The 25,669-nt window shown below is 64.0% G+C and carries 24 protein-coding genes; 13 read left to right on the top strand and 11 right to left on the bottom strand.

Features of this window, described 5'->3' with window-relative positions; translation table 11 throughout:
* Positions 1 to 147 precede the first annotated feature (147 nt).
* Entirely contained in the window at positions 148 to 2,259 is a 2,112-nt protein-coding gene (paaZ, locus tag EWV37_RS07855; protein WP_129700871.1) for a phenylacetic acid degradation bifunctional protein PaaZ, read from the top strand.
* A 248-nt stretch (positions 2,260 to 2,507) separates the two neighbouring features.
* Here the strand turns inward: paaZ and EWV37_RS07850 are convergent, their stop codons facing one another.
* The 3 genes from EWV37_RS07850 to paaI all read right to left on the bottom strand — a co-directional run bounded on the left by EWV37_RS07850 (position 2,508) and on the right by paaI (position 5,001).
* The gene (locus tag EWV37_RS07850) at positions 2,508 to 3,137 is read right to left on the bottom strand and encodes a TetR/AcrR family transcriptional regulator (RefSeq protein WP_095796180.1); all 630 of its coding nucleotides are present in this window, start codon (positions 3,135 to 3,137) and stop codon (positions 2,508 to 2,510) included.
* Between the two features lie 111 nt (positions 3,138 to 3,248).
* Positions 3,249 to 4,586, bottom strand: coding sequence for a phenylacetate--CoA ligase family protein (locus tag EWV37_RS07845; RefSeq protein ID WP_129700869.1), 1,338 nt, complete (start codon positions 4,584 to 4,586; stop codon positions 3,249 to 3,251).
* 4 nt (positions 4,587 to 4,590) lie between these two features.
* A complete protein-coding gene (gene paaI / locus EWV37_RS07840) occupies positions 4,591 to 5,001 on the bottom strand; it encodes a hydroxyphenylacetyl-CoA thioesterase PaaI (RefSeq protein WP_129700867.1) in 411 nt (136 codons plus the stop codon).
* Positions 5,002 to 5,203: 202 nt separating this feature from the next.
* Between paaI and paaA the strand changes: the two genes are divergently transcribed.
* The 7 genes from paaA (at position 5,204) to EWV37_RS07805 (ending at position 11,311) form a co-directional block, all read left to right on the top strand.
* Positions 5,204 to 6,238 (top strand): 1,2-phenylacetyl-CoA epoxidase subunit PaaA, encoded by a 1,035-nt coding sequence (gene paaA, locus EWV37_RS07835; RefSeq protein WP_129700865.1) that lies wholly within the window; start codon positions 5,204 to 5,206, stop codon positions 6,236 to 6,238.
* 2 nt (positions 6,239 to 6,240) lie between these two features.
* Complete coding sequence (gene paaB / locus EWV37_RS07830; RefSeq protein WP_016995969.1) at positions 6,241 to 6,537, top strand: 1,2-phenylacetyl-CoA epoxidase subunit PaaB; 297 nt, start codon at positions 6,241 to 6,243, stop codon at positions 6,535 to 6,537.
* Entirely contained in the window at positions 6,534 to 7,370 is an 837-nt protein-coding gene (gene paaC, locus EWV37_RS07825) for a 1,2-phenylacetyl-CoA epoxidase subunit PaaC (RefSeq protein ID WP_129700863.1), read from the top strand. Before paaB ends, paaC begins: the two co-directional genes overlap by 4 nt.
* Positions 7,371 to 7,375: 5 nt before the next feature.
* A complete protein-coding gene (paaD, locus tag EWV37_RS07820) occupies positions 7,376 to 7,954 on the top strand; it encodes a 1,2-phenylacetyl-CoA epoxidase subunit PaaD (RefSeq protein WP_193554307.1) in 579 nt (192 codons plus the stop codon).
* Position 7,955: 1 nt separating this feature from the next.
* On the top strand, positions 7,956 to 9,125 hold the full coding sequence (gene paaE / locus EWV37_RS07815; RefSeq protein WP_095796175.1) for a 1,2-phenylacetyl-CoA epoxidase subunit PaaE: 1,170 nt from the start codon (positions 7,956 to 7,958) through the stop codon (positions 9,123 to 9,125).
* Between the two features lie 114 nt (positions 9,126 to 9,239).
* On the top strand, positions 9,240 to 10,013 hold the full coding sequence (locus EWV37_RS07810; RefSeq protein ID WP_095796174.1) for an enoyl-CoA hydratase/isomerase family protein: 774 nt from the start codon (positions 9,240 to 9,242) through the stop codon (positions 10,011 to 10,013).
* A gap of 428 nt (positions 10,014 to 10,441) precedes the next feature.
* Positions 10,442 to 11,311 carry a formate/nitrite transporter family protein gene (locus tag EWV37_RS07805; protein ID WP_095796616.1) on the top strand — a complete coding sequence of 290 codons (870 nt, stop codon included), beginning with the start codon at positions 10,442 to 10,444 and terminating at the stop codon, positions 11,309 to 11,311.
* 49 nt (positions 11,312 to 11,360) lie between these two features.
* Here the strand turns inward: EWV37_RS07805 and EWV37_RS07800 are convergent, their stop codons facing one another.
* Complete coding sequence (locus tag EWV37_RS07800; RefSeq protein ID WP_095796615.1) at positions 11,361 to 11,738, bottom strand: MmcQ/YjbR family DNA-binding protein; 378 nt, start codon at positions 11,736 to 11,738, stop codon at positions 11,361 to 11,363.
* 75 nt (positions 11,739 to 11,813) lie between these two features.
* Between EWV37_RS07800 and EWV37_RS07795 the strand changes: the two genes are divergently transcribed.
* Positions 11,814 to 13,802, top strand: coding sequence for a M13 family metallopeptidase (locus EWV37_RS07795; RefSeq protein WP_129700861.1), 1,989 nt, complete (start codon positions 11,814 to 11,816; stop codon positions 13,800 to 13,802).
* 60 nt (positions 13,803 to 13,862) lie between these two features.
* Here the strand turns inward: EWV37_RS07795 and EWV37_RS07790 are convergent, their stop codons facing one another.
* On the bottom strand, positions 13,863 to 14,306 hold the full coding sequence (locus EWV37_RS07790) for a DUF4190 domain-containing protein (protein ID WP_129700859.1): 444 nt from the start codon (positions 14,304 to 14,306) through the stop codon (positions 13,863 to 13,865).
* 170 nt (positions 14,307 to 14,476) lie between these two features.
* On the opposite strand from EWV37_RS07790, the gene EWV37_RS07785 reads away from it, so the two are divergent.
* Entirely contained in the window at positions 14,477 to 14,869 is a 393-nt protein-coding gene (locus EWV37_RS07785; protein WP_095796171.1) for a YidH family protein, read from the top strand.
* 3 nt (positions 14,870 to 14,872) lie between these two features.
* On the top strand, positions 14,873 to 15,205 hold the full coding sequence (locus EWV37_RS07780; RefSeq protein ID WP_095796170.1) for a DUF202 domain-containing protein: 333 nt from the start codon (positions 14,873 to 14,875) through the stop codon (positions 15,203 to 15,205).
* Here EWV37_RS07780 and EWV37_RS07775 read toward each other — a convergent pair.
* The gene (locus tag EWV37_RS07775; protein WP_095796614.1) at positions 15,202 to 16,629 is read right to left on the bottom strand and encodes an amino acid permease; all 1,428 of its coding nucleotides are present in this window, start codon (positions 16,627 to 16,629) and stop codon (positions 15,202 to 15,204) included. The two genes, EWV37_RS07780 and EWV37_RS07775, sit on opposite strands and share 4 nt — an antisense overlap.
* Before the next feature lie 489 nt (positions 16,630 to 17,118).
* On the opposite strand from EWV37_RS07775, the gene EWV37_RS07770 reads away from it, so the two are divergent.
* Positions 17,119 to 17,382 (top strand): hypothetical protein, encoded by a 264-nt coding sequence (locus tag EWV37_RS07770; RefSeq protein ID WP_095798794.1) that lies wholly within the window; start codon positions 17,119 to 17,121, stop codon positions 17,380 to 17,382.
* Positions 17,383 to 17,505: 123 nt separating this feature from the next.
* Here EWV37_RS07770 and EWV37_RS07765 read toward each other — a convergent pair whose 3' ends face one another.
* Entirely contained in the window at positions 17,506 to 18,795 is a 1,290-nt protein-coding gene (locus EWV37_RS07765; RefSeq protein ID WP_129700855.1) for an adenylosuccinate synthase, read from the bottom strand.
* A 251-nt stretch (positions 18,796 to 19,046) separates the two neighbouring features.
* Between EWV37_RS07765 and EWV37_RS07760 the strand changes: the two genes are divergently transcribed.
* The gene (locus EWV37_RS07760) at positions 19,047 to 20,456 is read left to right on the top strand and encodes an amino acid permease (protein ID WP_095798792.1); all 1,410 of its coding nucleotides are present in this window, start codon (positions 19,047 to 19,049) and stop codon (positions 20,454 to 20,456) included.
* Between the two features lie 104 nt (positions 20,457 to 20,560).
* Here EWV37_RS07760 and ald read toward each other — a convergent pair whose 3' ends face one another.
* The 4 genes from ald to EWV37_RS07740 all read right to left on the bottom strand — a co-directional run bounded on the left by ald (position 20,561) and on the right by EWV37_RS07740 (position 25,610).
* On the bottom strand, positions 20,561 to 21,649 hold the full coding sequence (gene ald, locus EWV37_RS07755; RefSeq protein WP_095798791.1) for an alanine dehydrogenase: 1,089 nt from the start codon (positions 21,647 to 21,649) through the stop codon (positions 20,561 to 20,563).
* Between the two features lie 361 nt (positions 21,650 to 22,010).
* Complete coding sequence (locus EWV37_RS07750) at positions 22,011 to 22,433, bottom strand: DUF3151 domain-containing protein (protein WP_095798790.1); 423 nt, start codon at positions 22,431 to 22,433, stop codon at positions 22,011 to 22,013.
* Positions 22,434 to 22,524: 91 nt separating this feature from the next.
* Complete coding sequence (locus EWV37_RS07745; protein WP_095798789.1) at positions 22,525 to 24,159, bottom strand: AbgT family transporter; 1,635 nt, start codon at positions 24,157 to 24,159, stop codon at positions 22,525 to 22,527.
* A 62-nt stretch (positions 24,160 to 24,221) separates the two neighbouring features.
* Positions 24,222 to 25,610 carry an amidohydrolase gene (locus tag EWV37_RS07740; RefSeq protein WP_380098137.1) on the bottom strand — a complete coding sequence of 463 codons (1,389 nt, stop codon included), beginning with the start codon at positions 25,608 to 25,610 and terminating at the stop codon, positions 24,222 to 24,224.
* Positions 25,611 to 25,669 lie beyond the last annotated feature (59 nt).

Raw genomic sequence — 25,669 nt, 5'->3', positions numbered from 1 at the left:
TCCGACGCCGCCGCGGTGCGTTGCGTGCGCGAGGTACCCGAGCGGCGTCGTTGCCCGAAAAACGGTGGTGCGCTGTTGTGACCTAGGTTATCCTGGACTAAATACTGACCGATCGTTCGGCTTGAAGTGTTGAGAAGGGACCGGCGCGTGAGCACCCAAACCAAAACCCAGGACATCGAGATCCTCCCCAGCTACGTGAGCGGCCAGTGGTGGCAGCCGGAGAACCCGGAGCGAGTCGCGGACGTGAACAACGCCGCGACCGGCGAGCTCGTGGCCCGCGTCAGCACCGACGGCCTGGACACCGCCGCCGCCATCGAATACGGCCGCACCGTGGGCCAGGAGAACCTGGGCAAACTGCGCATTCACGACCGCGCGCTGATCCTCAAGCAGCTCGCGCAATACCTGACCGAGCACAAGGACGAGCTCTACGAGATCTCCTACGCCACGGGTTCCACCGCCAAGGATCACCTGATCGACATTGACGGCGGCATCGGCACCGTTTTTACGTTCTCCTCCAAGGGTCGCCGCGAACTGCCCAACTCAAACGTGATCGTCGACGGCGCCGTGGAGCAGCTGTCGCGTGACGGCTCGTTCCTGGGCGAGCACATCTACACCCGCATTCCCGGTGTGGCCGTGCAGATCAACGCGTTCAACTTCCCGGTGTGGGGCATGCTCGAGAAGTTCGCCCCGGCGTTCATTGCCGGCGTGCCGTCCATCGTGAAGCCCGCGACGCCCACCGGTTACGTGACCGAGACGTGCGTGCGCCTGATGCTGGATTCCGGCCTGCTGCCTGAAGGTTCGCTGCAGCTGATCTCCGGCTCGGCCCGTGACTTGCTCGACCACTTGGACGCCCGCGATCACGTGGCGTTCACCGGCTCAGCCGCGACCGCCAAGTCCCTGCGCTCGCACACGAACGTGCAGGACAAGGGCGTGCGCTTCACCGCGGAGACCGACTCCCTCAACGCAGCGATCATGGCCCCGGACGTCACCGCCGATTCGCCCGAGTTCGAGGCGTTCGTGAAGTCCGTGGTCCTAGAGATCACCGCCAAGGCCGGTCAGAAGTGCACCGCCGTGCGCCGCGTGATCGTCCCGCAGAACATCCGCTCGGAGGTCATCTCGGCCATCGAGTCCCGCGTGTCCGAACGCGCGAAGGTGGGCGATCCTCGTTCCTCTGACACCACCGTTGGTGCCCTGGCCTCCGACGAGCAGCAGTCAGAGGTTTCTCGCTCCGTACGCGCCCTGATCGACGCCGGCGCGGTCGTGGAATTCGGCGGCCCGGAGGCGCTGTCCTCAGTTCCGTCCGAGGGCTCATTCTTCCCCGTGACCCTGCTGTCCTTCGACGACGCTCGCACCCCCGCCGTGCACGAGGTCGAGGCCTTCGGCCCCGTCACTTCCGTGATCAGCTACGACGGTTCTGTGTCCGACGCCGTGGAGATCGCGGCACTCGGCGGCGGCTCCCTGGTGGCCACGGTGTGCACGCACTCGCCAGAACTGGCCGGTGAATTCGCGGCAGGTATCGGCTCCCACCACGGCCGTGTATTGTTCCTGGACCGCGACGACGCCAAGACCTCCACGGGTCACGGCTCCCCCGTTCCGCACCTGGTGCATGGTGGACCCGGTCGCGCCGGCGGCGGTGAAGAGCTCGGTGGTATCCGCGCGGTGAAGCATTACATGCAGCGCACCGCCGTCCAAGGTTCCCCGGATCTGCTCACCGGCATCACCGGCCAGTGGCACTGGGGCGCGACGGCCAACACCGTGACCCGGGAGGACGTTGAGAACGGCACGGGCGAGCACCCGTTCCGCAAGTCGCTGGAGATGCTACGCATCGGCGATCAGTTCATCTCCGACCTGCGCACCGTCAAGCTCGACGACATCCTGGAATTCGCGGACAAGACCGGCGACACCTTCTACGCGCACACGGACGAGGAGGCCGCCATGGCCAACCCGTTCTTCCCGCGCCGCGTGGCCCACGGCTACCTGTTGGTCTCCTGGGCCGCCGGCCTGTTCGTGGAGCCCGCCCCGGGACCCGTGCTGGCCAACTACGGCCTGGAGAACCTGCGCTTCATCACTCCGGTCACCTATGACGACGCCATCCGCGTGACCCTGACCGCCAAGAAGATCACCCCGCGCGTGACCGATGAATACGGCGAGGTCGCCTGGGACGCCCGTCTGACCAACCAGAACGACGAGATCGTCGCCACCTACGACGTGCTGACTCTGGTCTCCAAGACCTGGCCGATGCCGGAGGACACTGAGTAACCCGGGCTGGCCAAGCAACTGAAAACGGCGGTGGTGGGGACTCGATTCGAGTCCCCACCACCGCCGTTGCGTTACTGCCACCTGACTAGGAGCCAGAACTCAGTCACTCTAGGCCACTCGGCACGGCCGGGGCAGATTCCTGGCACTCTAAAGCCATTCAGAGCCGTTATGGGTGGCGTGAAAGTGTCTGGAATCTTGGCGGCGGCCTAAGGATGTCTCAGATCTCGGCGGCAACTCGAAAGCTGCCGCTACATCGCCCGCAGGCCGGCGAAGATCATCTTCACCGCGGTGTCGGAAAGTTGGTCCACCGTTCCGGAGCGTTCGGGCTGGTACCAGTCCACGATCGAGTTGACCATGCCCAGCATCAAACGGGGCGCGGATTTGTTGGAGATGTCGGTGCGCAGGTCGCCTTCGTCCTGGGCGGTGCGCACCAGGTTCTCGACCATCCGCGTCAATTGCCGACGCCGCTCGAGCGCCTTCAGCTCGACCGGCGAGTTCCCGCGCAGTCGCAGCAGCAGCGTCACGTAGGGCATTTGATCCACCAGCACCCGCACGGAGCCCTGAATGATCATCTCGAGCTTGTTCACGGCGCGGGAATCGGTGGCCTGGACGTGCTCAAAAACGGCCTCGAGTGAATCCAGCGCGCGGTTGAGCGCCTGTTCCAGGATCTCTTCCTTGGAGGCCACGTGGTGGTAGATCGCAGACTTGGAAATGCCCAGGTGAGAAGACAGAGTCCCCATGGACGTGGCGTCATAACCGTGGCGGTTGAACACCTCCACACACACGGCCAGCAAGGTCTCCCGGTCGTAGCCGGGACGACCGCGACGAGGCGCCGAAGCGGCGTCGTCGTGAGTGAGGGAGCGTGGCTGAGCTGGCATGAAACCGGACTCTACTTTCTGTTACTGAGCAATCACTACAGGCTACCGCGAGCCGAACGCAACGAGCACCGGAGGAAACCCCCGGTGCTCGGCGTCATGACTGATCAGAGCCTACTTGTCACGGTGATCGTAGATGCGGCGCAGTTTGCCGGAAGAACGCTCCAGCGAGCCGGGCTCCACCACGTTGATCGCGGCGGACGAACCGATCTTGGTCTTGATCTCGTGGACGAGCTTCTTGCCGGCCTCCTGAGCCTCCTCGAGCGTGGCCCCCTCGCGACGCTCGATGTGGATGGTCATCTGATCCATGCGCTTGGGCCGGGTGATCTCCAGCGTGAAGTGCGGGGAGAGCTCTGGGATCTGCAGGGCGAGTTCCTCGATCTGGGACGGGAACAGGTTCACGCCGCGCAGGATGATCATGTCGTCCGAACGGCCCGTGATGCGGCCCATGCGGCGGTGCCCCGGGCGCACCGAACCCGGCAGCAAACGTGTCAGGTCGTGGGTGCGGTAACGAATGATCGGCAACGCCTGCTTGGTCAGTGACGTGAAGATCAGCTCACCGGGCTCACCCGTGTCCAGCACGCGATCGTCGAACGGGTCGATGATTTCCGGGCGGAAGTGGTCCTCCCAGATGTGGGAACCGTCCTTGGTCTCCACGGACTCGCCGGCCACGCCGGGGCCCATAACCTCGGACAGGCCGTAAATGTCGCACGCGGTGATGTTGAAGGTCTTCTCGATCTCGTGGCGCATTTCCTCGGTCCACGGCTCGGCACCGAGCACGGCGTGCTTGAGGGAGGTCTCGCGCGGATCGATCCCGTGCTTCCGGAACCCGTCGGCAATGGTCAGCAGGTAGGTGGGCGTGGACAGGATGATTTCCGGCTGGAAGTCCTGAATCAGTTGCACCTGCTTGTCGGTCTGGCCGCCGGACATCGGAATCACGGCGCAGCCAAGACGCTCGGCACCGTAATGGGCACCCAGGCCGCCAGTGAACAGGCCGTAGCCGTACACGTTGTGCACCTTGTCGCCGGGCTTCACACCGGACATACGGAAGCAGCGGGCCACCAGGGTGCCCCAGGTTTCCAGGTCGTCCTCGGTGTAGGCCACCACGGTGGGCTGACCGGTGGTTCCGGACGACGCGTGGATGCGGCGGATCTCGGACATGGGCGTGGCGAAAGACTTGAACGGGTAGGACTTCCGCAGGAATTCCTTGTCCGTGTACGGGAACTTGGCCAAGTCCTCGAGTTCCTTGAAGTCATCCGGGTGCACGCCGTGCTCGTCGAAGAGCTCCTTGTACGCCGGAACGTTCTCGTAGGCGTAGTGCAGGGTCCAGTTGAGACGCTCGGTCTGCAACGCCTCGATCTGGTCCCGGGTCATGGTCTCTTCGGGATCCGGCTGCGAGGGATCCGCGGACTTGGTGGGCTTGTACGGATTGGGAACGGAGCAGGTGGTCATGACCTTACGCTTTCTGACGGTTGGGCACGGTACGGCTACGGCCGCGGAACTGAGCAATCACTGAGCCGTCTTCGGCGGTGACGCGCATGTCGTAGAGTCCGCTGCGACCGGTGGTGGCGATCTCACGACCCTCGGCGGTCAGTGTCTGACCGACCCGAGCTGAACTGATGAAGTTGATGTCCACGCCCTGCGCCACCGTGATGGTGCTGCCGTCCCCGGTGGGGTCGTTGCAGGCCATGGCGAAGCATGAATCAGCCAGGCTGAAGATCATGCCCCCGTGGACGATGCCGAATCCGTTGAGCATCTCTTCCCGCACGGTCATGCTGATTATGGCGTGACCCGGGTCCGCCCGATGAACGGTGATCCCCAGCCACTCCGAGGTCTTGTCCCCGCGGAGAATCGGATGGTCCGGCATGTTGTCTCCCTCACATTATATGACCGAATGGTCAGTAGGGAATCGCAGAATGTGATGTCCTGTCAAGTGGATCACATTTTTTCGAGGTTTGTGTTGACGACCACATTCTACGGCTATATTCTGAACGAGCGGTCAGTTATTATCGAAGCGGAGTCCGCGGCAGCTTGCTCCGCCCCAACTCATCCGTGAACTGAGGGACACCATGACTGAACAAACCACTTCCACCGAGAACTCCGTGGACCAGCAGCACTTCGACACGCTCATTGCGGACGACTCCCGCATCGAGCCCCGCGACTGGATGCCCGAGGCCTACCGTAAGACCCTGACCCGTCAGGTTTCTCAGCACGCGCACTCGGAAATCATCGGCATGCAGCCGGAAGCCAACTGGATCACCCGCGCACCGAGCCTCAAGCGCAAGGCCATTCTGATGGCCAAGGTCCAGGACGAGGCCGGTCACGGTCTGTACCTGTACTCCGCCGCCGAGACCCTGGGCACTCCCCGCGAGGTCCTCAACGAGCAGCTGCTCTCCGGCAAGGCCAAGTACTCCTCGATCTTCAACTACCCGGCACGCACCTGGGCTGACATGGGAGCCATCGGCTGGCTGGTCGACGGTGCCGCCATCTGCAACCAGGTTCCCCTGTGCCGCGCATCCTACGGACCCTACGGCCGCGCCATGGTCCGCATCTGCAAGGAAGAGTCCTTCCATCAGCGCCAGGGCTGGGAGATCCTCTACGAGCTCTCCCACGGCTCCAAGGAACAGAAGCAGATGGCACAGGACGCTGTGAACCGCACCTACGGCCCCGCCCTGCAGATGTTCGGCCCGCCGGATGCCGACTCCCCCAACTCCCAGCAGTCCATGGAGTGGAACATCAAGCGCTTCTCCAATGACGAGCTGCGTCAGCGTTTCGTGGACATGATCGTGCCGCAGGCGGAGGCCCTGGGCCTGACCCTGCCGGATGCCGATCTGAAGTGGAACGAGGAGCGCGGTCACTACGACTACGGCCAGCTGGACTGGGACGAGTTCATGTCCGTGATCAAGGGCTCCGGCCCGTGCAACGTGCAGCGCATGCAGCGCCGCCGCAAGGCCCACGACGACGGCGCCTGGGTCCGTGAAGCAGCCGAGGCCTACGCCAAGCGTCAGATGCAGGCCGCTGCCGAGGCAGCAGAGTCAGCCAACGACAACGAAGAAGTCAGCATTGTTGCGGGCCGCGCGTCCGCCGAACTCATCGGAGCCTGAACATGAGCGAAAACACCACCGGTAACTGGCCCCTGTGGGAGGTCTTCGTGCGCTCCTCGCGCGGCCTGTCCCACGTGCACGCGGGTTCGCTGCACGCCCCGGACGCCACCATGGCCGTGCGTAATGCACGCGACCTGTACACCCGCCGCAATGAAGGCACCAGCGTGTGGGTCGTCCCGGCTGACGCGATTACCTCCTCCGATCCGGACTCCAAGGGTGGCTACTTCGAGTCCGCTCAGGGCAAGAGCTACCGCCACGCCACCTACTACACCAAGAGTGAAGGGGTGAAGCACCTGTGAGCGCTTTCGCATCACACGACTCCGCGACTAAGCAGTCCGCCGGAAATGCGATCACCGCTGAGGACATCGCGGGCTCCGGTGGCAAGGCGTCCGAGCCGGTCGCCCAGTATGCCCTGCGCCTCGGGGACGATTCCCTGATGCTGGCTCAGCGTCTGGGCTGGTGGATCTCTCGAGCTCCCGAGCTCGAGGAAGACATCGCCCTGGGCAACATCGCCTTGGACATGGTGGGTCACGCTCGCTTCCTCCTGACCTACGCGGGTTCCGCGTGGGGCAAGTCCGAGGACGACCTCGCGTACTTCCGCGACGAAGAGGAGTTCCGCTCGGTCCGCCTGGTCGAGCAGGAGAACGGTGACTTCGGGCAGACCATCGCCCGCCAGCTGTTGTTCTCCTTCTACCAGTACGAGCTCTACTCGGCGTTGCAGTCCTCCCAGGACCAGACCTTGGCCGCCATCGCGGACAAGGCGGTCAAGGAGGTCGAGTACCACCAGGACCACGCGGCACAGTGGATTCTGCGCCTGGGCCTGGGCACCGACGAGTCCAAGCGTCGCATCCAGGAAGGCCTCTACTACATGTGGCCGTACCTGGACGAGCTGTTCGCGGACGAACCGCTGCACGACGAGCTCGAGGGCATCGCGGTCCGCCCGTCCACGCTGCGCGAGAACACCATGAAGCGCATCGAGGCCCTGCTGGCCGAGGCCGAGCTCGAGGTCCCCAAAGTCACGCAGGCACGCTTGTCCGATGCCCCGCGCGACGGCGAGTACTCGGAGTACCGCGGTTACATCCTGGCCGAAATGCAGTCGCTCGCGCGCAAGCATCCCGGGGCCAAGTGGTGATCTAGATGTCCTCTCGCGTTTCTTCCGATTCCGTACTTCGTCACGACGCCGCTCCCCGCGAGTTGCCGCTGGGCCCGTCCCAGCGCCCTTCCAACGAGGAGGACGCCAAGCTGTGGGATGTCGCCGCTACCGTGTGCGACCCAGAGATCCCCGTGCTCACGCTCGAGGATCTGGGTGTGCTGCGCGATGCGTACGCGGGCCAGGACGAGACCGTTGTGGTGATCACCCCCACCTACTCCGGTTGCCCGGCCATGGACACCATGGCCGCTGATCTGGAGACCGTGGTTCAGGCCGCCGGCTACCGCAACGTGCGCGTTGTGCAGGTACTGCGCCCGGCCTGGACCACGGACTGGATGAGTCCGGCCGGTCAGGCCAAGCTCACCGAGTACGGCATTGCCCCACCCACCGGCCGCACGGCCGCCGGGCACAATTCGGGACCGGTCCGCTTGGCCCTGTCCGTCAAATGTCCTCGCTGCAGTTCGTTGAACACCCGCGAGATGACCCGCTTCGGGTCCACCTCGTGCAAGGCCCTGTGGGTCTGCAACGACTGCAAGGAACCCTTCGACTACTTCAAGGTGCACTGACATGAGCGAAACCATTGAGGCCAAGCCCGTCGCCAAGCGTCGGGGCGCGTTCAACACCCTCGAGGTGTCCGAGGTGCGTAAGCTCACCTCCGATTCCGTGGAGGTGACGTTCGCGGTTCCCGAGAATCTCGTGGACGACTACGACTACCTTCCGGGCCAGTACGTTGCCGTGCGCGCCCAGATCAACGGCCACGAGGTGCGCCGCTCCTACTCGATCTGCGCGGACCCCAAACCGGGTGAGATCCGCGTGGCCATCAAGAAGGACATGGGCGGCGTTTTCTCCACGTGGGCCAACGAGCAGCTCAAGGTCGGCGATGTCCTGGACGTGATGAACCCGCAGGGTGCCTTCACCTCCAAGGTGAACATCACCTCCATGAACAACCCGGAGGAACTGGCGCGCCAGGAGGTGGCCAAGAACAAGAACGTTCATTTGGTCGCCTTCGCCGCAGGTTCCGGTATCACCCCCATCATGTCCATCGCCCGCGCCATCCTGCGCGCCTCGGACACGGCATCAATGGACCTGGTCTACGCCAACCGTTCGTCGATGGACGTGATGTTCGCCGAGGAGCTCGGTGACCTCAAGGACAAGTACCCGTCCCGCGTGGCTATCCACCACGTGCTCTCGCGTGAGCAGCGCATTTCCCCGCTAATGTCCGGCCGAATCGACCAGGACAAACTGGAAGAGCTGTTGGATCACGTGATCCAGGTGAATTCCGCGGACGAGTGGTTCCTGTGCGGGCCCTTCGAGCTGGTCCAGTTGTGCCGCGACACTCTGAAGGAACGCGGCGTGGACGAGTCCAAGGTGCGCTTCGAGCTGTTCACCACGGGCAAGCCTGCTGCTCCGCAGGGTCAGCAGGGCCGCGTGGTCAAGGCCGATCCCAAGGGTGACAACTACAAGATCACCTTCAATCTCGACGGCGCCAGCGGCGAGGTCGAGTCGCCGATGTCCGCGAACGAGACCGTGCTCAACGCAGCGCTGCGCGTTCGCCCGGACGTTCCGTTCGCGTGCGCCGGCGGTGTGTGTGGCACGTGCCGCGCCAAGGTCACCGGTGGCGAGTTCGAGATGGAAGAGAACTTCGCGCTCGAGAAGGACGAGGTGGACGCCGGTTACGTACTGACCTGCCAGACCCGCCCCACCTCCAAGGAACTGAGCGTCGACTTCGACGCTTGAATTCGCGTGCTTTGCCGACGACGCCGCGCTGGGACCCGCGCGGCGTCGTCGTCGTATGTGCCCACTCGCCTCGGTCGAAACCGGGCGTAGGAACCGAATCGCAAGGAGAACCCCATGATTGACCTGACGATCGAGGACAACATTGCCCACGTGGTGCTCAACGCACCCAAGAAGCTGAATTCGTTGGACGCAGCCGCCCTGGACGCGCTGGCGCAGGCGTATACGGAGGCTGAGCAGGCGGGGGTGCGCGCCCTGGTGCTGCGCGGTGAGGGCCGTGCGTTTTGCGCGGGCCGTGATATCTCCCAGGTGGATCCGGCGACCGATGACACCGACGCGTACTTGACCGGCAAGGTGCAGCCGCTACTGCAGCAGATGGCCGATTTCCCGGCGCCCACGTTCGCGGCCGTCCACGGCGCGTGCCTGGGCGTTGGGCTGGGGCTGGCCATTGCCACGGATGTCGTTTACGTGGCCGAGGACGCCACCATCGGATCGCCGTTCGCCAACCTGGGAGCCACACTCGATTCGGGCGGGCACGCGCTGTTCACGGAGCGGCTCGGGGCCCATCGCACCCTGGATCTGATTTACACGGCGGAGATGATGAAGGGCGCGGAGGCGGTGGCCGCCGGCCTGTTCTCGCGGGCCGTCCCGGGCGATGAACTGCTGGACTTCACGATGAAGCGCGTCTCCAAGGCCGCCAAGGGTGCCACTCAAGCGTACCTGGCGTCCAAGAAACTCGTGGCGCAGGTACGCGATGCCAAGGTGGGTCTGTGGGACTCCATGGCCGCCGAGAACAAGGCTCAGGCGGCGCTGTGCTCAACCGAGGATTACGCGGAAGGTTTTGCGGCGTTCCAGGAGAAGCGCAAGCCGGAGTTCACCGGCAAGGGCTGACCAGGGGACGTCACTGAGCCAACGGGGCGGGTACTGACGCGAATTTCTCCCCGAATGATCGCGCCGGTACCCGCCCCTTCCGTTCATGGATGATGTCCCGGTGAACCGCCGTTGCACCGAGCTAAGGTGCAGCTCGACGTGGTGGGCCATGAACGGGCGCCGCAGTGACGTCTTGGAACCGTGGTCCATCCGGCGCTTTGGTTCCCCCTGATAGCGCCGAACGGGCAATGCTCAGAACCACGTTCCATATATATAGTAAGCACCCTTTCTAACGCTTTTTCAAGTGTTGTAACAGAAATAAAAGCATTAATCCTTTGCGCACGAACAGAGGGTGGGTGTCACGAATTTCTGCCCATCAGCAAAGCAGACTTGTGACGTGCTCGAACGGCACAGCCTCGGGGCGAGAAACTTTCGCCTACGCTGTGCTCATGTCAGATCACTCGAGCAGTGAATCCAAGCGCCGAGCCTCCGGGCGCACCGACCAGCCCCTCGAGGACGAACTGGTCGAAGAGTTCCAGAACACCGTCCAGGAGGGCACCGACCGACTGCATCGCACGTGGCGGGCCCTGATCATTACGGGCCTGTTCGGCGGCATCGATGTGGGTCTAGGCATCATGGCCATGATTGCGGTCATGGACGCCACGGGTTCCAAGCTTCTGGCGGGCATGGCGTTCGGCATTGGCCTGTTGGCGCTGCGACTCGCTCATTCCGAGCTGTTCACGGAAGACTTTCTGCTGCCCATCAATGCGGTGGTGGCGGGACATGGCTCGTGGCTGTCGCTCGTTCGACTGTGGGCCGTGACCCTGGTGACCAACCTGGCCGGCGGTTGGGCTTTCATGTGGGTGGTCGTGGCGGCCTTCCCGGACATGACCGATTCCCTGATCAAGGTGTCGAGCGGGTACGTGGAAAACGGCCTGACGTTCGAAACCGTATGCCTGGCGTTGCTCGCGGGTTCCACCATCACGCTCATGACGCGCATGCAGCAGGGCACGGGAAACGATGTGATGACGGCGGTCATCTCGCTCATCGGCGGTTTGCTCGTGGTGGGCATGGGCATGCTTCACGGGGCCTTGAATTCCATTGTCATGTTCGGAGCCATGCACGCGGGCTGGGAGTATTCCTACACCGACTGGTTCGTGTGGTTCGCGTGGGTGATCCCGTTGAACATGGTGGGGGGTCTGGTGATCATCACGCTGCCGCGATTGCTCCGCACGTGGGAGTTGCTCATGGCGGAGCGACGCGGGGAGCGCATTTCCGAGGCCACCGTGGAAGACGAAAAAGGCGACCAGAACGAGTAGCTGGCAGCTCGGCCGGGATTCGTTGGGGACGATTCCCATGAATTGGGCGTCAGTCGGCTCGGAAGCGGTACTCCACCGGTCGATTCTTTCGGGGTAAGGACTCCACGATCAGCTCGTAGGACTCGTGCACCAGCTCCGTCACCAGGTCTTCGGTGATCTGTTCGGAACCAGCCAGTGAGATCCAGTGCTTCTTGTTCATGTGCCAGCCCGGCTCGATGCCAGCCACGGTCTGGCGCAGGGCCACGGAGTGTTCGGGATCCACCTTGAGGTTCACCAGTGGCCTGCCGTACGGGGATGCCACGAGAATGAAGATCTTGCCGGCCACCCGGTACACGGTGGTCTCGTCCCCGAACGGGAAGTCCTTTTCGGCCGAGGGTAGCTCAGCTGCCACCGAAGCGGCGTAGTCCTGGATCTGTTCTCCGTCCATGGCAACCATTCTGCCCTCCGGGAACAGCTCGAGGGCTCTGTAGTGCGCGTCACCGCGGTTCAGTAGCGTGGCTGCATGACCACTTCCGTGTTTGATCTGCAAGCATTCGACCGCTCCGTGCGTCCCCAGGACGATTTGTTCCGATTCGTGAACGGGACCTGGCTGGCCAACGCCACCATCCCGGATGACAAGGCCACCACGGGCGCGTTCATCGAGCTGCGCGATCAGGCCGAGGAGGCCGTGCGGAACATCATCAGGCAGGCCAAGCCGGACGCTGACGACGCCGCCGCGGGGCAGAGTTCCGAGCAGAAGATCGCCTTGCTCTACGCCTCCTTCATGGACACCGAGCGCATTGAGGCGCTCGGAACGGAACCACTGCGCGAGGACTTGAACGCGGTCGAGGCCGTGGATTCCACCGAATCCCTCTCACGCTGGTTCGGTACGGCCCTGCGCCGGGGCATCGGCGGTGCCCTGGACATCGATCTGGACTCCGATCCCGGTGATCCCCAGCGCAACATGGTGTTCGTGGGTCAGTCCGGACTGGGCCTGCCGGACGAGGAGTACTACCGCGAGGACCAGTACCAGGAGATCCGCGAGAAGTACGTGGCCCACGTGGAGAAGATGCTCTCACTCGCTGGCTTCGACGATGCAGCTGAACAGGCTCAGGCCGTGATGGGCCTCGAGACGCGCATCGCATCCCACCACTGGGACAAGGTCACCGTTCGGGACCTGACCAAGATGTACAACCCCATGACCTTCACCGAACTCGCGGGGCAAGTGTCCCGCCTGGACTGGTACTCCGTACTGTTGGGCGTGGGGCTGACCGAAGATCAGTTGGCCACCGTGGTCAACGCGCAGCCCAGCTTCTTCACCGGGCTGGACGAGCTGATCACGGACGAACTGCTTCCCGCGTGGAAGTCCTGGGCCCGCTGGCACGTGGTCTCCGCTCGGGCGTCCTACTTGCCGGAAGCGTTCGTGAACGAGAACTTCGCGTTCTACGGAACGGTGCTGTCCGGAACTCCGCAACTCAAGGACCGTTGGAAGCGCGGCGTCGCCCTGGTCAATAGCGCGCTCGGCGAGGCCGTGGGTGAGCTGTACGTGCAGGAATACTTCCCGCCCGTGGCCAAGGCACGCATGGACGAGCTGGTCGACAACCTGCTGGGCGCATACCGCGATTCCATCGAGACCCTCGACTGGATGACCGAGGACACCCGCGCCGAGGCACTCAAGAAACTCTCCGGATTCACGCCCAAGATCGGATACCCGGAGAAGTGGAAGGACTACTCGGCGCTGTACATGGACGGCGAAGACTTGGTGGGCAATGTGGTGCGCACCTCGCAGTTCGCGGTGGACGAGATCGCCCGCAAGGCAGGCCAGCCCGTGGAAAAGCACGAATGGCTCATGACCCCGCAGACCGTGAACGCCTACTACCACCCGCTGCGTAACGAAATCGTGTTCCCCGCCGCCATTCTGCAGCCCCCGTTCTTCAGCCAGGACGCGGACGATGCCGTCAATTACGGGGGTATCGGCGCGGTGATCGGTCACGAGATCGGCCACGGCTTCGACGATAAGGGCTCCACGTGCGACGGTGAGGGCAAGCTGCGCAACTGGTGGACCGACGCCGATCGCGAGGCCTTCGAGTCCCGCACGGCACGGCTCGTGGACCAGTACGCGGCGCTGTCGCCGGCGCAGTTCGACGGTTCCGAGAACGCCCCCAAGCTCAACGGTGAACTGACCCTGGGCGAGAACATCGGCGATCTGGGCGGGCTGTCCATCGCGTACAAGGCCTGGCGAACCGCGCAGGACAAGAAGGCCGCCCCGGATACCGAGCCCATTGATGGGTTCACCCCGGCGCAGCGCCTGTTCGTGTCTTGGGCCTACGTGTGGCAGGAGAAGTCCCGCGACGAGGCGCTCAAGACCCGCATCGCCACAGACCCGCACTCCCCCGCGGAGTTCCGCGCCGCCCAGACCCCGCGCAACGTGGACGCCTTCTACGAGGCCTTCGACGTTCAGGAATCGGACCAGATGTGGCTTCCACAGCAGGAGCGCGTCGCGATTTGGTGACGTGTTGAGGTCCTGACGGGATCGCCCCGGAAAGGGGCGATCCCGTTGAGGGTGATCAGGTCAGATGTTGGTGCTCGTGACTGTCTCGAACTCGCTCATCACCACTCCGAAGAACGCGAAGAACGCAATCGCCCACAGGATGCCCAGGATCAGCAGGGCAACACCCACCCAGCCGAGGACCTTACCGGCGGTTGCTCGGCCACCCAGCTTCTCGGACTTATAGGCCTGCCACAGGGCGAACGGCGCGAGGATGGGAAGTATCACCACACCCAAAATGCCCAGCACCAGAGATGCCTCGGAACTCCTGGCTGCCTGGTCCTGCTGCTGCGCGTCCTGAGCGCTGACCGGCACATACTCCCAACGGCCGGGAGGCTGGCCGTACGGGGAGACTTGGTTGGCGGGTACTGACGGATTCCCGCCCTGTGCGCCTCCGTTCGGTGCATACTCTTGAGTGGAGTCCCGGTAGTTCGTGGGATCGTTGCCCGAAGAATGGGTGGAACTCATAAGGTGCCTCCGCGAGGTCGTAGCGTGCAGTTGGTGTCATCCTGGCGCACAGAGCAAGGGCAACCCATGCTTTAGGAGCCATTCATTGCACCGAGACAATGTGTGTCGCCCGGGAAGCTTCCTTAGTAACCTGCGACAAATATCGTAGAAATCCTGTCGAAGGAGACCAGGTGAGTTCCGCAGAAGACCCGGCCGAGCGGCGTCGTAGTTCGTTCAGCGAACGCGTGCTGAAGGGCGGCAGCGAGCCCGACCCCCGGTTCACCCTGGCCAATGAACGCACATTCCTCGCCTGGATCCGCACCTCACTCGCGTTCCTGGCCGGCGGCATCGCCATCGAGGCGTTCACGGGCGATATCTTCGACCTAGCCATCCGCAAATTCCTGGCCACCGTGCTGCTGCTCCTGGGCATGCTGTTGAGCGCGGGGGCAACCTTCCGCTGGCTGGGCGTGGAGCGCTCCATGCGCCACAAGGCACCTCTACCGCTGCCGATCATTGCACCGCTGGTGGCCGTGGGCGGGGCCATTGCCTCCGGCGTCCTGGTCGTTGTCGTCCTGACCCGCTGAGCCATGCCACGCACTGCGCAACGTTTCCACGAAGACCCGGGGCTGCAGCCTGAACGCACGGTGCTGTCCTGGGGTCGCACCATGCTGGCCCTGTGCACTGCTGCCGCCATATTCCTGCGGTGGCTGCCCACCCACGGCCCGTTCGTGCTGGCGCTTTTCGGTTTGGCAGCATGTACCGCAATCGGCATTTACACTACTCAGCAGGCACGGTACCGCCGCGGCTCCGTGGGGATCAGCAACGAGCACGTGGAGCCGGACGCGGTAGCCGTGGTGGTGACCTCGACGGCCGTGGTGGCCCTGGGGGTCCTGGGCCTGGTCACCGTGGTGGTGTTCTAGACCAGGTCGCTGCGGCGATCCACGATCTGGGGATTCCGTGACAGGTCAGCCTGAGCCGGATCCACGGCGTGGGACTTGGTGGCGAACTTGTGACCGAACCAGAACGCCAGGAACAGTGGCAGCCCGATGTACGAGGTAAGCAAGGACAGAGGGGTCACGGTGTCGTTGATGAACGCCTCGTAGCTCTGGCCCACGATCACCAGCAAGCACATGGCCAGCGCGATGATCGGCCCCGCGGGGAAGAACTTGGCGCGGAACGGCAGCTCCTTGACCGAACGACCCTGCGCCTTGAACGCCTGACGGAACTTGTAGTGCGTCCAGGCGATACCGGCCCACACGATGAAGCCAGCCAGCGCGGACGCGTTGATCAACCAGGTGTACACGGCACCGTCGCCGAACCAGGTAGTACCGAAGGCGAGCAACCCGAAGGCGGAGGTTGCCAGCAGCGCTCGCATGGGGATGCCGCGCTTGTTGAGCTTGCGCAGGAACTTGGGGGCCTTGCCGTCCATGGCCAGCGACCACAACATACGTGTCGAGGCATACAAGCCGGAGTTGCCCGCGGACAGGATGGCCGTGAGGATCACCGCGTTCATGATCGAGGACGCGAAGGCGACACCAGCATTCTCAAGCACCAAAGTGAAGGGCGAGATCGCGATGTCCTCGATGTCCGAGGCGAGCAGATTCGGGTGTGTGTAGGGAAGCAGGAAGCCGATCACGGTGATCGCGCCTACGTAGAACAGCAGGATGCGGAAAAACACGGTGCGGATGGCTTTGGGCACCGTGCGTTCGGGATCCTTGGCCTCACCGGCGGCCACACCGACCAGCTCGGTGCCTTGGAAGGAGAAGCCCGCGACCATGAAGATCGCCAGAATGGTGATGGGTCCTCCGACGAACGGCGCCTCACCCGTAGTCCAGTTGTCGAACCCGGACGGCTCCCCGCCCATGATTCCGGAGATCATCAGAACGCCCAGTCCCAGGAAGACGACCACCGCGGCCACCTTGATGGCAGCCAGCCAGAACTCGCCCTCGCCATAGGCGCGCGTGGACAGCGCATTCAGGGAGAACACCGTGAGCAGGAACAACGCCGACCAAATCCAGGACGGCACGTCCGGGAACCAATAGCGCATCACCAGCGCGGCGGCCACGAGTTCCGCGGCCAGGGTGATAGCCCAGTTGAACCAGTAATTCCAACCAATCGCAAACCCGAAGGACGGCGAGACGTAGTTGGCGGCGTGATCACCGAAGGAGCCGGACGTGGGCCGCCATGCAGACATCTCACCCAATGACTGCATCAACAGGTACACCATGAGCCCGATCGCGATGTACGCGACTAATGCGCCACCAGGCCCAGCGGTGGCGATCGAATTACCGGAGGCCACGAACAGGCCCGTACCGATCGCGCCACCCATCGCGATCATGGTCATGTGCCGGGTTTCCAGGCTGCGGCGCAGCCCCTGACCCTCGGCTTCAGTGCTCACAGCGGGAGCGGTTTCCTTGGACACGGACGTGCCTCTCTATTGGCGTTACACGTTCCGGGGGGCTCCACGGGGGCTGGAGCTGAACGATAATGATAATGAGCGAGCCTAGCGGACACCCTCCGCCAACACGGGGCCCTCCCCTCCAGCAGGGAATTTCTGCCGCTTTCCGGCCCGGCATCGTGCCTCACCAGACCGGTAGGTCCCTATTTTGGGGGATAACGGATCGTGTCTCGGTATTCCGAGGCCCGCCCGTAGGAGCGTACGCTGACGTTCACTCACGTGGATTTGAAGTTGGGGGGGCGCGGCTGTGATGTTCGATCCGCCTCTTTTCGCACCAGTCACCCGAGACCGCACAACGAGGTGCCCTCAGTGAAACGAAGGGCCTTGTTCAAGCTGAAACCAGCGACCGTTTCAAATCTTCGGTCAAGATGTCTGATGATGATCGTGTTCGTGATTGCGGCAGTCATCCTCAAAAACCCAATCATTTGGATTATTCTGGCCGTTCTCATCGTCGTAGTTGTTCTTCAGGCCGTGGACGCGCTGCGAGAGGAAACAGGATGGCCGAGCTACGAGGGGTGGCCTCACATCGAAACCGACCCTGACACGGGCGAGGAATTCTTTGTCGACGCTTTCGGGGTCCGGGAACCGCTTGATCCGAATGATCTTCGACCCGATGAACCCACAGCAAGTGATCACTAAATTAATGTGAGTCAGGACTCCAAGAAATGCAGCTGCCTCGGGGTCAAACACCTTAGAAAAACACGCCGACGCCGCTCCAAGGCTTGGAGCGGCGTCGGCGTGTCAGTAAGTTCGACCGGGAGGTCAGCCCTCGATCAGATTCCGCACCACAATGGTGTCCTCGCGGTCGGGGCCCACACCGATCGCGGAGATCCGGCAACCGGATATACCCTCGAGCGCCTTGATGTACGCGCGGGCGTTGGCCGGGAGGTCTTCCATGCTGCGGGCGCCGGTGATGTTTTCCTTCCAGCCCGGGAAGTTCTCGTAAATGGGCTTGGCGTGGTGGAAGTCGGACTGGGTCATGGGCATTTCGTCGAAGCGCTGACCGTCCACGTCGTAGGCGACGCACACCGGGATCTCGTCCAGGCCGGTGAGCACGTCCAGCTTGGTGATGAAGAGGTCCGTGAAGCCGTTGATGCGCGAGGCCTGGCGGGCCATGACGGCGTCGTACCAGCCGGTGCGGCGCGGGCGGCCGGTGTTCACGCCGAATTCGCCGCCGGTCTTGCGCAGCTGCTCGCCCATGTCGTCGAAGAGCTCGGTGGGGAACGGGCCGGCCCCCACGCGGGTGGTGTACGCCTTTTGGATGCCGATCACGCGTGTGATACGCGTGGGGCCCACACCCGAACCAACGGACGCGCCGCCTGCGGTGGGGTTGGACGAGGTCACGAACGGGTAGGTGCCGTGGTCCACGTCCAGGAACGTGGCCTGGCCGCCTTCCATGAGCACCACTTCGTCACGATCAAGGGCTTCGTTGAGCAGACGCGTGGAGTCCACAATCATGGGTGCCAGGCGGTCCGCGAAGCCCATGAAGTACTCCACGATCTCGTCCACCTCGAACGCGCGGCGGTTGTACAGCTTGACCAGCAGCTCGTTCTTCTGGCGCAGCGCGCCCTCGATCTTCTGGCGCAGGATCGACTCGTCCAGCACGTCCTGAACGCGGATGCCCAGGCGACCCACCTTGTCCATGTAGGTGGGTCCGATACCGCGGCCGGTGGTGCCGATGGCCCGCTTGCCCAGGAACCGTTCGGTGACCTGGTCGAGGGTCTGGTGGTACGGAGCCACCAGGTGCGCGTTGGCAGAGATGCGCAGGTGGGAGGTGTCTGCTCCGCGGGCTTCGAGACCGTCGATCTCCTCGAACAGGGCCTGCGGGTTGATGACCACACCGTTGCCGATCACCGAGGTTGCGTTGGGGCTGAGGATGCCCGCGGGAAGGAGCTTGAGCTCGAACTTCTCGCCGCCCACCACTACGGTGTGCCCGGCGTTGTTACCGCCGTTGGGCTTGACCACGTAGTCCACTCGACCACCCAGGAGGTCCGTGGCCTTGCCTTTACCCTCGTCGCCCCATTGGGCTCCGACGATCACGATTGCTGGCATTGCAGAATTCTCCTGCCCGGGCGCGAACCCATTTGGCACGACAACAGTTGAGGTGTACGCACCACGAGCACGTACCTCCCGATTCTAACGGGGTGCGACGACAACCACAGCCTCGTGACCTTTCACGGTGCCTGGACGGGCCCGGAACGGGGGTAACGTTGATGGCTATGAGTCCGTCGAATTCGCGTCCCACCTCCGCTCCCTCCGCGCCAGTCCAGGGAACGGGGAGCAGTACTTTTCACGACGGACCGGTGGAGCACACTCCCCACAGCAACACCCAGAACGCCCAAAAGGCGCAGAGCAGCTATCTCAAGCCGCGCCACCTGGTGATGATGGCCCTGGGCTCGGCGATCGGCACCGGCTTGTTCGTGGGAACGGGTGCCGCCATCCAGACCGCCGGCCCCGCCGTGCTGATCTCCTACCTGGTGGCGTGTCTGCTGCTCGTGCTGGTCATGCGTGCACTGGGTGAGATGGCCGCAGCAGATCCTTCATCGGGTGCGTTCTCGACCTATGCCGGTAAGGCGATGGGACCCACCGTGGGCCGCGCACTCGGCTGGTTGTGGTGGGCACAGATCGTGGTGGTCGTCGCGGCCGAAGCCACGGCGGCCGCGCAACTGGTCACCGAGATGTGGCCGTCTCTGCCCCAGTGGGTCTGGGCACTGATCTTCATGGCCGTTTTCACCGCCATCAACCTGGTGCGCGTGGGCACCCTGGGCGAAACCGAGTTCTGGTTCGCGCTCCTCAAGGTCGCCGCGGTGGTCGCGTTCCTGGCGGTGGGCGTTCTCCTGCTGATCGGTGTGCTTCCCGCACCCTCCCCCGGCCTGAGTAACCTCACCGAACACGGCGGGTTCATGCCAAACGGCATCACGGGTGTCGCGGCGGCGCTCCTCGTGGTGATCTTCGCCTTCGGAGGCACCGAGCTGGTCACCATCGCGGCAGCCGAGACCGAAGACCCCCAGCGCAACGTGGCCGCGGCGATTCGCACCATTCTGATCCGCATCCTGGTTTTCTACGTGGGTGCCGTGACCGTCATGGTCCTGGTGCTGCCGTGGAACAACACCGAACTTTCCTCCAGCCCGTTTGTGGCCGTGTTGAACGTGGCGGGCATCCCCGGCGCGGACGTTCTCATGAACATCGTGATCATCCTGGCGTTGCTGTCCGCGCTCAACGCCAACGTCTATGGCAGCTCGCGCATGCTCTACTCGCTGGCACGACGCGGTTCCGCGCCCAACGCCCTCGCGGGCACTTCTTCACGAGGAGTCCCCCGTGCCGCCGTGGTGATCTCGGTGCTGTTCGGCTTCATCGCGGTGGTGCTGAACTACCTGTGGCCCGAAACCATCCTGAACATCATGCTCAACGTGATCGGCTCCACGTGCCTGGTGGTCTGGGGCCTGGCGTTGATCTCCCAGATCATCCTGCGTAAGCGCGCGGACCGCGCCGGCGTGGAATCACCGCTGAAGATGTGGCTCTTCCCGTGGCTGTCCTACTTCGCTCTGGCCTTGCTGGCCGCGATCATCATCCTGGGCCTGCTCGATTCCGTGGTCCGGTTCCAGCTGATCGCCACCTTCATCCTGGTGTGCCTGATCGCCCTGGCCTGCAAGGTCTTCATCAAGCCTCGGGCGGGTTCGGTCTCCGCCGACGACGCCGCTCCGCGCACCTAACGCTTCTGCCACCCGGACGGCTCAGTCGCTCCGGATTCGGCTTTCAAAATCCGGCCGCGATCCTTACTGACTGCGGCCGGATCTCGAGGAACCAACGCTGCCGACTAGACCTCCGCCGGCAGATCCGGGAACGTGGCCGCGACCCCCGGGGAGCGCAACACACCCTGGAACGTGGACAGCCCCTCGGCCAGTCCCGGATCACTTACCAGCGCTTGTTCGATGCCCCCGGCCAGCTTGAGCACGTACGGCATGGTGGCGTTGGTCAGCGCCTGGGTGGCGGTGACAGGGACCGCTCCGGGCATGTTCGCCACGCAGTAGTGACGTATGCCGTCAACGTAATATGTGGCGTCGTCGTAGCTCGTGGGGCGAGTTGTTTCGAAGCAACCACCCTGGTCAACGGCCACATCCACGAGAAGTGCGTGCGGCTTGAGGAGTTTCAGGTGCTCTCGCCGCACCAGCTTGGGAGCCGCTGCGCCGGGGATCAGTACGGCACCCACCACCACGTCCGCCTTGGGCAGTTCTTCCTCGATCCGGTGGGGATCGCTCATGAGAATGCGGGCGCCCGGCAGCATGAGATCCAGCTCGCGGATGCGGTCACCACTGGCATCCAGCACGGTGACGTCCGCGCCGAGCCCTACGGCCGCACGTGCCGCGTGCTCACCCACGGTGCCACCGCCGATGACCAACACCACCGGCGGAACCACACCAGGGACGCGGCCCATGAGAATTCCGGGGCCACCCTCGTGGTGCAGCATGTAGCGGGTTGCCGCGCCGATCGACAGCCGCCCGGCGATTTCGGACATGGGTCGCAGCAGCGGCAAAGTGCGCCCCACGCGGACCGTCTCGTACGCGATACCCGTGGTGCCGCTGGTGAGCAGTGCCTCGGTCAGATCCCGACTGGCCGCCAGGTGCAAGTACGTGAACAGTGTGAGGTCTTCGCGGAGGTAGCCGTACTCCTGGGCAATCGGCTCCTTGACCTTGACCACCATGTCGGCGTTATTCCAGGCGTCGTCAACACTGACCATGCGGGCCCCGGCGGTCTCGTAGGCGGCGTCGTCGAAACCCGACCCCTCGCCGGCCCCGCGCTCCACGAGCACCTCATGGCCTCGACCCGTCAGCGCCGTGACCACGGCCGGGGTGAGCCCGACTCGAGCCTCTTCGGGTTTGACTTCGCGGGGAACCGAAATCCGCATGACTGCCACGCTCCTGCCGTAGATGGGGCGCGCGAGCCTGGCAGGTTGCGCTCATGGCTCTGCATCGAACCCCGGGGTGTCCCTCCATTGTGCACGCTCGGCAGTGATGCGCGACACAGGCGGGCTCGATGCCGCCAGCGGTCGGGGGGAGGGACACTCGCACTTCACCTTTTGGAGTGGGAGGTCACGAGGGAACCATCGGAGTGGCACATTTCAGGCATAGGTTCGCGGCCCGAACATTCTGGGCAGAGCATCGCCGCTTCAAGTGCGATAACGCTACGTTCCTCTACCACAGATGCTCGAGGCAGAGATCCTGGTGCTGATCTCTGCCTCGAATGTTCACCCGGTCATTCCACCGGCGTTAGCGCTGCGCGATCTGCCCCGCGGCCTCCGGGTCCGAGTCATCCAGGAATTTCTCGATACGGGCGGCCTCGTCCATCTCACCGATCTGCGCGGCAGCTTTACCCAGTGCAGCCAGTGCGCGCAGGAACCCACGGTTCGGTTCGTGGGAGTACGGCACCGGTCCGTGGCCCTTCCAGCCGTGGCCGCGCAGCGAATCCAGGCCGCGGTGGTAACCCACGCGAGCGTACGCGTAGCCCTCCAGGGTGCGGCCGTCCGCGAGCGCCTCCTCCGCGAGGATGGCCCACGGTAGCTGCTCCTTGGGGAATGCAGCCGCGAGATCCTCGGCCTCGTCCCCGGCGTCGAGACGCGCGGTCAGCTGGGGGTTCTCCTCCAGGTAGGTGGGCTCCGGTCCGTCCAGGAGATTCTTGCCGATGAGTGCCACGATGGTTCCTTTCCACGATCGTCATGGGGTCTGCTGCCCACTCTACGCAGGCTCGACGACGCCGCTCGCGGCCTTTCGCGCCCGGCGTGACTTACTGCTCGATCATGATTCCCACACCCGGTCCCAGTGGCAGGTTGAAGAAGTAGAAGACCATGAGAATGATCGTCCACGCGACCCAGAAGGGCACCACGAACGGAATCATCCGGGCCATGACCGTGCCCAAGCCTGCCTCGGGTTCGTACTTACGGAGCATGGCCAACAGCACCACCATGTACGGGTTGAGCGGGGTCATCACCTGGGTGGCGGAGTCGCCCACGCGGAAGGCTGCCTGGATGAAGGCGGGTTCGAATCCCAGGATGCCGAACATCGGCACGAACACTGCGGCCATCAGGGTCCACATGGACGAACCGGAAATGATGAACAGGTTCAGCAGTGAACACAGGATGATGAAGCCGATGATCACGGGGAATCCGGTCACACCCGCGTTCTGCAGCCCGGTTGCACCGGTCACGGCGATCCACGAGCCGATGCCGGACCAGTTGAACAGTGCGATGAACTGACCCAGGATGAACGCCAGCACCAGGAAGGACGTCATGTCCTTGAGCGCCTCCCCCATCATGACCGGAACGTCCTTGAAGCCCCGGATGGAGCCCGCAATGCGGCCGTAGACGTAACCGCTCACGGAGAAGAACACGAAGATGATGAACACGATGGAGGCCAGCAGCGGGGAGGCCGGGAGGAAGTTGCCCTCCTCATTGCGCCACGGCGAGTTGGGGAGCAGCGCGAATACGGTCAGCACCACGGCGATGAGCACGAACGTCATGCACGCCCAGATCAGTGCCTTCTTCTCACGAGGAGACAGTTCGGCTTCGGTCTTGGGCTCCTGGGACTCGGTCACGGTTTGCTCGTCGCCCACGATCCGCATGGATCGGGTGTCGGTCATGAGCTGGCTTGTTTCCGGGTTGACCTCTTCCCGAGAAACCTTGGCGCGTTCCACGCGCGGCTCCACGATCTTGTCGATCACCCAGCCGGCAATCACGGAGAGCACGAGCGCCGAAACGATGTTGAAGTAGTAATTGGAGATCGGGTTGACCTCGGTCGCGTTCTCCGCGAGCGCGGGGACGGTGGGGATCACGGCGTTGGTGATACCCGCGAACAGGGCGTCGAGCGACGTCGGGAAGATATTGGTCGAATACCCGGCACCCGCAGCGGCGAAACCACCCAGTAGGCCGGCCACCGGATGGCGGCCGGCAGCCTTGAAAGCGAGCGCGGCCAGCGGCGGGATCACCACGAACGCGGAGTCCGCCATGATGGAGCCGACCACACCCACGAAGCCCACGGTGTAGGGCAGCAGCCAGCGGGGCGCACTGCCGATCGTGTAGCGGATCGCGGCCGCCAGGAAGCCCGACTTTTCAGCGATACCGATGGCCAACAAGATGGTCGCCACGGTGACCAGCGGCGGGAAGCCGATGTAGTTGTCACCCAGGGTGGACGTGAACCATGCGATGCCTTCGCCGGTGAACAGACCCTTGATGGCTAGCGGCTCATCGGTTCCCGGGACCGTGACGATCACATTGCCCCAGGCCATGGCCGTGGACACGATCGCGGTGATCAGGAAGAGGATCGTGAACAGGGCGAACGGTTCGGGCAGCTTGTTGCCGACCCGCTCGATGCCCGTGAGAAGCCTGTCCCCCAGATTCGATGTCTTGGTCGCGGTGGCGTTCATGTGCACTCCATGATGGTCAGTGATCGATGAATCTTTTCCTGGTGGTGACCGGCCGGGTCGGCTCAGTCGAAGTAGTTCTCCACGGCGATTCCGCCGCCGTTGGCCTCGAAATCTTCGGTGACGTGCTGGGCGAGGGTGTCATCGACCAGGTAGTCGAGGGCCACCGCGGCCAGGCCGTAGGCGCCGTCGACCCCGGCGCTCTCGGCGAGTGGGGTGGCCGCCGCGGCCGCGAAATCTCGGGTGTGCAGCCCCATGTCCTGGTCCGTGATGCTGATCAACGGGTGGATGCCCGGGATGCGGTAGCTGACGTTGCCGAAATCGGTGGAGGCCGCCAGCACCTCGGACACCGTGCCTGCCGGGAACGGATCGCGCCCACGACGCCGCTGGGCCAGGATCCAGCGATCGGACAGCGGCGCGTTGCCCAGCACGGGCAGCGTGGCCGGCGAGGAATCCCAGTCGATGTCCACCCCCACTCCGGCCATCAGTGCCGCCCCCTGCAGGATTTCGGTGACGCGTTCCGACAGGGCCTTGAGCGTGTCCGGTCGCTGCGAGCGCACGTACAGCTGCAGCGTGGCGGTTTCGGTGATGATGTTCGGCCGTTCCCCACCCTCGGGCAGCACGGCGTGGATGCGATCGGTCGGCGGGGTCTGCTGTCGCAACAGCCCCAGCCCCTGGTAGGCGAGCACGGCGGCGTCGAGCGCGTTGCGTCCCATGAAAGGGTGCGACGAGGCGTGGGCCGCCCGGCCGCGGTAGTGCACGGTGCACTGGCGGCGTCCGAGCCAGACCTGGTCCACGAGATCCGTGACGTAGGAGTGCACCATGGCGGCCGCGTCGATGCCTTCCAAGGCGCCGGCCCGGGCCATGATCTCCTTGCCGCCCTCGCCCTCTTCCGCGGGGGTGCCCAGGTAGACCACGCGACCGGAAAACGCGGAAGGGTTGTCGCGGATGAGCTCGACGAGTGCGACGAACGCGCCCAGTCCGGTCACGGCAATCACGTTGTGACCGCAGCCGTGGCCGATGCCGGGCAGTGCGTCGTACTCGGACATGATCGCGATGGTGCGGTGGCTTTGCGGATCAAAGTCTTCGGAGGCGATCTCCGCGTGGATGGCGGTGTCCAAGCCGAACGCGGGATTCTCCGCGGGAATGTCGTGGGCCTTGAGATGGGCGAGAATCTGTTGCACGGCAAAGTGTTCCTGGAACGCCGTCTCGGGGTTTTCGTGCAGTTCGTGCAGTACGCGGTGCAGGTCGGTGGCTTGATCGTCGACCAGGGATTCGAGGCGCTCGTGCAGTTCGTCTGAGGCGCCCGCGTGGTCGGCCAGGTGATGCTCCAGCTCGTTCTTGCGTCGCTCGGTGTCCCGTTCGAGCTGCTCCAGGTACGCGCGTGACGGTTCCGGGCTGACCGTAAGATCACGGGGGTTGCGGTCAGGAGTCTCGTTGGCTGCGTGGCTCATTCCCATGCTTAGGGAGCGTAACAAGTGATTCGGATCACCGGCGGGAATGAGGCGGCGCG

Source organism: Kocuria carniphila (assembly GCF_004136555.1).
Classification (GTDB): domain Bacteria; phylum Actinomycetota; class Actinomycetes; order Actinomycetales; family Micrococcaceae; genus Kocuria; species Kocuria carniphila.
The sequence above is the reverse complement of the archived record's forward strand: the minus strand, read 5'-3'. Positions and strand labels throughout refer to the sequence as shown.